This is a genomic window from Mongoliibacter sp. (assembly GCF_007692705.1).
GTDB lineage: Bacteria > Bacteroidota > Bacteroidia > Cytophagales > Cyclobacteriaceae > Mongoliibacter.
The window spans coordinates 43958-50270 of sequence record NZ_REBN01000144.1 but is presented as its reverse complement, the minus strand read 5'-3'; the positions used below and the strand labels follow the sequence as shown (position 1 = coordinate 50270).

The window sequence follows — 6313 nt, the reverse complement described above, 5'->3', positions numbered from 1 at the left end:
CAGGCAATCGGCAAACCCTTTCGGCCCGCTATCTTTTCCCCGCTTTCGTCTAACAGGATTGCAAAGGTAAAACAAAATTTTATTTTTTCAATTAAAAAAAAATAAAATTATCATCTTTTTTTATTGTACTCACCTTTACGTATTTCAATTTTATGCGGTTATTTTCTGCTACTCCCATCGTTTTGGGTTTGCAAAGGTGCAACTCTTTTTCCCTTTTGCAAAACAGTTTAATAAAATAATCACCGTTAATATGAAAGAGTACTGATAATCAAGTAGAAAAATTTTAATAACGAAAAGTAGGTGATTTCCTGGAGTCCTTTCTCCAAAGTTGATCGATGAAAGAATACCTCAAAGATATCTCATGCGCACCTCCAGAATTCCTCCATGCAAGTCTGGAAAGCGTAAAATCATAACTATACCCTATGTCCATCCCATTATTTAAAGAAAAACCTACAAGGCCAATTAATGCGTCATTATTCGGAAGTCCATTAAAAGAAGGCAAACCTCTATACCACAAACCTAAAACAAGGGGATCGAAAAAAAGCTCTGTTCCTATATCTAACTGATCAAAGATTCCTTGGCTTTTGTAATTAAATGCAAATGAAATGGTTCTTTCCTGAAGCGTATTATTTAAATAGTCATTGATAAAGCCTGGACGCAAAGGAAACTTGATTCCTCCATGAGCAGAATACCTCCTTGACAGCACATCTGTCTCATCCATGATGTAGCTCATGTTTGGCTGAGTGAGATGATGCGTGGACACTCCAAACCAAACCCTATCATTATAAAATAAAACTCCTGAGTGCAGATCAAAGAAATCCATCTGCCTATCATCTGTCAACCCATTTCCCGGAGAAGGAAGCACCACACCCCTGTCGATATCCAATTGCGTCCCCAAAACTACATCATCAAATGACGCAGCCCTTAACCCGTAACTACCCTGAACTCCAAAATGTAAATAACCACTTTCTCCGACTCTTAGTCGGTAAGAATATAAAAGTCCAATTTCATGATTTTGTAAATTGGTAAGGGTTTCTTGGCTACTGTTAAAAACAAGCCCTACTCCAGAATTCTTATCGTCAATGAAATGGTCAATGTATGCGCTGTAAGCTATAAAACTCCTATCTAAAGAAGGCCATTGGTTCCGAAAATTTACTCCTACACGCGTCATCTCTGCACTACCTGCAAAAGCAGGATTGAGATAAAGTGGGGCTGCATAAAATTGTGAGTATTGAATATCCTGGCCAAACAAGGCCAATGTATTCAAGAATAATAATGCGAATAACCCTATTTTCTTCATTTTACCTGATCAAAGTAAATCTCCCACTTTCTTCAATAAGCTCCCCATCTACGGATTCCATCTTCACCCTGTACACATAATTCCCACTTGGAGCTAGTTCCCCATTGACCCTACCGTCCCAACCATCCGTTTCCAGATCATTGCTTTGGAATACTGTATTTCCCCAAAGATTGAAAATCAATAATTCCATTTTCACAATACCCTTAACTTTTGGTCTAAAAAACCTGTTCTCCATTTGATTGGGAGTAAAACCACTCGGTATCATTACTCTGTAAGATAAAGTAAGCGGAACTTCAATGATTTTCTCACTTTGACATCCAAGTTCGTTGGTAACCGTCAACTTGACTTTAAAATTACCCCTTTGACCGAACACGTGAACGGGGGATTGTAAATCGCTGGCAGCACCATCCCCAAAATCCCATTCCCAAGAAATCGCATCCTCACTAGATAAATCTATAAAACGAATAGGATCATCAATGAAAATCCCCCCGTCTTCCTCAGTTTTTATTCCAGTACCATCTACTTCATAATCAAAACCAGCTATCAGCCCTTCCTCGACAATTATCAATTCAATTTCTATTGGCCCAGAATAACATTCCAAATCTTTAAACTTATAACTTAATTGGTACTTCCCTGATTGAGAAATAGAATTCATCTCATCATTCTTCCAAAAATTCCCAAATTCATCCTCAAGCAGATAATCGAAATTATCTAAATCGTACCCTTCAATAAATTCTCTGATATCCTTGGACATACCTGGGCTACAACCCACAATGAGCTGGTCAACCTCTAAAGCTGGTAATTCAGGGTTGATCAGCTCAAAGATATTTGATTCAGCAGGACAACTTTTCTCATTCAGTGCAATAACTTGGTATTGTCCTGATTCAATCGCAAAAAAACTTTCCTGATCTGCACCCGGTATCTTTTCCCCTTCCAGATACCACTCAAAGGCAAAATAGTCTTCATCTCCTGTCGCAGTAAGCAAAATACCATCCCCTTCACATTGCCTTAGTTCCACCGTTTCAGCTTCCACGCCTTCAGCCGAAAGCCTTACAGGTTCCGGAGATTCCTGAATCAAAAGCCTAATGAAATTACCCTCTGAAGTCTTGCCGAAATTATCCGTTACTGTATAATAAATCTCAACTGTTTCATCTATGAAGTCTTCATTTGGAAAAAAAGTAAAACTACCCCCTTCATCTGCTGCCCTAAAAGTGCCTTGTGGTAAAACCATTTCTCTATTTTCAGGTCGGCACCTTCCCTGAGCACAAACATCATCTGCTTCCTCTTCAATTTCTTCCAAAGACCCGTATAATTGTAGACAACGGATTACTGAACCCTCATTAAGTAAGCTTATATCTTCACTTGTGATTTCATAAGTATTGTCTTGACCAGCACAAGAAGCTTTGTCGTCAATATCAACTCCAACGGGATTTTGTAAGCCCTCCTGATCAGAAACCTCTACCTGAAGGTTTGCTATTTCATGAATATTAGTCAAGCCACCGGTTGAAGCTGCAAAACCTATCTTGAGGTTTTCAGGAGCCGGAAATTCAAATAACACCCTGCTGAAAATACTTACGTCCCTTGGATTTCCCTGCTCTGTAGTCACAATCATATCTACTGAAACCAAATAACCCTCACCTCCAGGGTTGGGCTCCATATCTACAAACACTTTCCTGTAACCGACCTGGTTCGGATCTGTTACCCTGACATTAATCCCTTCTCCCGAAGAAACAGGAAAATTTTGATTGGGGGGAAGTGAGAAAGGACCAGGGTCATTGGTCTGTATTCCGGTAACAAAGGCATATCCCCCTTGAGCTGGGCCTCTCAATACTATTGCATCTGGAAATAAGTTGTTGCTATTACCTCCAAAGCCTCCAATCCTACCTTCAGTAGTATTTCCAAAATTACCAAAAGCATCAAAACCGAGACCCAAATATCCCCCTGTAAGCCCCGGCTCGTTATTTCTTGGTGAATACCCTAGGGAGCCTCCAAAACCTCCCGGGGAAAAATTGTCAATATTGGCATCAAAAAGAAAAACCGTAATCCCATCAGCTCCAGAACCTCCATACATGTAATAGTCAAAAGATGCCTTAATCCCAAAAGCAGAAGGAAAAGGTATGTCTACATATATATAGCCACTTTGATCTTCAGCCGCATCTGTCAACCTCAATACTCCTTCTGAAACCTGAGCACTTCCTCCAACAACTGTGGCACTCTGTGCACTACCTCCCTGAAAGCTCTCGCAATATGGAAAACCTACCTGTGCCAAGACGGATTGAAGGGAAACTGAAAAAAATATCAGCGGTAAAATAAAACTTCTATATCTATATAAGTATTCGCGAACCAAACTTTTACTCCCCTCCTGACTGATTGCTTGAAATTAAAATTTTAGAAATGCAAAATACAGATTAAAAGAAAAAAGGCCCGATAATCGAGCCTTTTTATATTTACCTTAAAATTGTCTGTTTTCTGTCTGGTCCTACTGAAACAAGCTTGATTGGAACCCCAAGCTCTTTTTCAAGCAGGGTTACATAATCTTTCAACTCGTTAGGGAACCCATCATAACTTTCCACTGCTTCCAAGGATTGATGCCAACCGGGTACTGTTTTGTAAACCGGTTTGATATCCGAAGAGTCCAGTTCGTAAGTCAGCCGATCAACTGTACTCCCATCTGGCATTTGATAATGTGTACAGACCTTTATTTCTTTGAAAATATTCAAAACATCTCCTTTCATCATGAATAATTGAGTGACTCCATTGATCATGATAGAATATCTCAGTGCTGGCAAATCAATCCAGCCGCACCGTCTTGGCCTCCCTGTGGTAGAACCAAACTCATTTCCTTCTTTTCTCATAGCTTCTCCATCTTCATCGAAAAGTTCTGTCGGAAATGGACCACTCCCTACTCGAGTACAATAGGCTTTAAAAATCCCATATACCTCTCCAATCTTAGATGGAGGCACACCCAAACCTGTACAAGCACCGGCAGCCATCGTCGTACTAGAAGTTACAAAAGGATAACTTCCAAAATCTATATCAAGCAGAGAGCCTTGCGCACCTTCTGCCAAGACCTTTTTACCTTCTGCTAAAAACCCATTGACTTCATATTCGCTATCCACAAGATTTAATCCTCTGAAAAACTCAACTGCATCAAAAAAGACTTTTTCCAACTCTGGTAATTGACCCAGATCAAACTCATAAAAAGAAAGGATGGTTTTGTGCTTTTCTACCAGTGCTTGATATTTTTCGTCAAAATCTGAAGCAAGTATATCCCCTACGCGAAGAGCTACCCTTCCAATCTTGTCCTGATATGTAGGCCCAATGCCTTTTAAAGTAGACCCAATTTTCTTATCTCCTTTGGATTTTTCATAAGCAGCATCAAGAAGCTTGTGAGTAGGGATGATAATCGTGGCTTTTTTAGAAATAAAGAGGTTCTTTTTGAAAGCAATATTAAACTTTTGCAAGCCATCAATTTCTTTTTTCAAAACCACGGGATCCAAAACCACCCCATTTCCTATGATATTGGTGATATTTTCCCTAAAAATCCCTGAAGGAATCTGGTGGAGCACATGCTTGATCCCGTCAAACTCCAAAGTATGACCGGCATTTGGTCCTCCCTGAAATCTGGCGACTACATCATATTGTGGTGCTAATACATCCACAACTTTCCCTTTTCCTTCGTCGCCCCATTGCAGGCCCAAAAGCACATCCATTTTCATTGGTTGATATTTAAAATGTAGTATTGATTTCTTTTAAGCCGTGAAATTTGGAATAAGGTTAAATAATTGCAAGGAAAACAGCTTATTTATTACAACTTCCCAGATTTCAGTTTTGAAAGGCACTTAATAATCTACTTCTACGAAATAATAGCTGAGATAATTTTCGTCTTCTTGGTTTTTAGCCTTGAAAAACAACTTTTCATTTTTAACAAAATAAAAAGTACTGAGGTCGACTTCAATTTCTGAGAGATTCACTTCCCCCACCTTTTCGAATTCAATGTCAAAAACTTCAAGACTTATTTGTTGTGGACTTGTGTTCTCCTTTTGAGGTGATTTTACAAGCCTACAAAAACCCCTATTTTTGGGCAACTTTTCGAAATTCCCAAAAGCAACATCTCTGTCCCATTCATTTAGCAATTCATTTACCATTTTGAAATGTTCAAGATTCGAAAGGTCATAATTTGGGTTAATCTCTTTTGGAGCTTTTTTATAAAGAGGAAAAAGGTTTGATGGAAAGTTTTTTTCAATCTGATGTCCAGTACCTAAATCAACGATAACAAGATCATTGCTGTAATTGTATGATAAAATCAGTCTATCTCCATCAACAAAAATAAATGGCATGTGATTCTTTGATATACCTTTGAAACTGACCTCATTTGCTTGAATCAGGTTTATATTTGCCCACATAGGTAATTCCTTGAATTTCTTTTCTCCAAGGTCAAAAGCCAATAACTTAAATTCTTTGGTCTGAAATTGTAAAGCAAAAAAATAAAGCTGTTCTCTTTTCTTATCGTAACCTTTATAGAGTTCATCTAAATAGTAACTGACTCCTCCATTTAGATTAAAAAAAACTGAATTATCAAAAACATCATCTTCAATCAATCTAAAATTTTTTATATCTGAAACCCCATCTCTATCGATCATGATGTTTTTCGAATTGAAAAATACCAGTCCCTCAGAAGTGGATACCAAATTATTGAAGTTCTCAACTTTCCTAGGTCCATCATTTTCAAAATACGGCCCTTCTTTAATTCTTAAAGTATCTCCATCAAAAAAAAGAGTGTCTAACGATTTCCTCACCATATTGTGACCAATAAACTCGTCAGAGGAAATCCAGGTAAATTTTGGGAAAGGGTATTCCGGGCTGAGATTTGTATCTGCATAATAGGCTTTGATTTTGGAACTTACTTCAATAAAAATTTCCTGCCCCGAAGATTCTTTTTCTTCAGAACAGGAAATGTGAAATAATCCTAAAATAATTATGAAAAGATATTGAAGTCCTAAATTCTTCAAC

At 38.3% G+C, this 6313-nt stretch carries 4 protein-coding genes; all 4 read right to left on the bottom strand.

Annotated elements, in window-relative coordinates; translation table 11 throughout:
• Positions 1–283: 283 nt before the first annotated feature.
• The 4 genes from EA341_RS08695 to EA341_RS08680 all read right to left on the bottom strand — a co-directional run bounded on the left by EA341_RS08695 (position 284) and on the right by EA341_RS08680 (position 6312).
• Complete coding sequence (locus EA341_RS08695) at positions 284–1300, bottom strand: type IX secretion system membrane protein PorP/SprF (protein ID WP_293013012.1); 1017 nt, start codon at positions 1298–1300, stop codon at positions 284–286.
• 1 nt (position 1301) lies between these two features.
• Positions 1302–3569, bottom strand: a complete 2268-nt coding sequence (locus EA341_RS08690; protein ID WP_293013010.1) for a PKD domain-containing protein — start codon at positions 3567–3569, stop codon at positions 1302–1304.
• Between the two features lie 178 nt (positions 3570–3747).
• Positions 3748–5019, bottom strand: coding sequence for an adenylosuccinate synthase (locus EA341_RS08685; RefSeq protein WP_293013008.1), 1272 nt, complete (start codon positions 5017–5019; stop codon positions 3748–3750).
• A gap of 123 nt (positions 5020–5142) precedes the next feature.
• Entirely contained in the window at positions 5143–6312 is a 1170-nt protein-coding gene (locus tag EA341_RS08680) for a hypothetical protein (RefSeq protein WP_293013006.1), read from the bottom strand.
• Position 6313 lies beyond the last annotated feature (1 nt).